Origin of the sequence: Streptomyces sp. ME19-01-6 (genome assembly GCF_033793745.1) — a bacterium.
GTDB lineage: Bacteria > Actinomycetota > Actinomycetes > Streptomycetales > Streptomycetaceae > Streptomyces.
Map to the genome: position 1 here is coordinate 1 of NZ_JARAXF010000130.1, position 675 is coordinate 675.

Genomic DNA, 675 nt, shown 5'->3' on the forward strand with positions numbered 1-675 from the left:
AAGATGGTGATGGCGTTGCGGCATGGGGTGTTGCCGCGGACGCTGCATGTGGATGCGCCGTCCTCACATGTGGACTGGTCGGTGGGTGCGGTGGAGTTGTTGACGGAGGAGCGTGCTTGGCCGGAGGTGGGTCGGCCGCGGCGGGCGGGGGTGTCCTCGTTCGGGATCAGCGGCACCAATGCCCATGTGATTGTGGAGCAGGCGCCGGAGGTGCCGGCTTCTGCGTCCGTTGTGTCTGGGGGCGGGGTGTCGGGTGGGGTGGTGCCGTGGTTGTTGTCGGCCCGGTCGGAGTCCGCTTTGCGTGCGTGGGCCGAGCGTCTGCGGCCCTTGGCCGGGCAGCCAGGTGTGGCGGCGGGGCTGGCCGCACGTACGGCCTTCGAGCACCGAGCGGTGGTGCTGGCTGAGGACAGGGGCGCTCTGGAGGGGAGTCTGGCCGCGTTCGCCGGCGGTGAGCGCGCGGCGAACCTGGTGACCGGGAGCCCGGTGTCGGGCCGATTGGGGCTGGTGTTTTCGGGTCAGGGTGCGCAGTGGGTGGGGATGGGTTTGGGGTTGTATCGGTGTTTTGGGGTGTTTGCTTCGGTGGTGGATGAGGTGGCGGGGTTGTCGGGGGTGCCGTTGGTGGAGGTTTTGGGGGATGGGGGGTTGTTGGGTCAGACGGAGTGGACGCAGGTAGCG

At 68.9% G+C, this 675-nt stretch carries 1 protein-coding gene; it reads left to right on the plus strand.

Annotation, left to right across the window (positions count from 1 at the left end; all coding sequences use genetic code 11):
* The coding region (locus PV419_RS52975; protein WP_319701263.1) for a ketoacyl-synthetase C-terminal extension domain-containing protein at positions 1 to 675 on the plus strand (675 nt) is incomplete at both ends.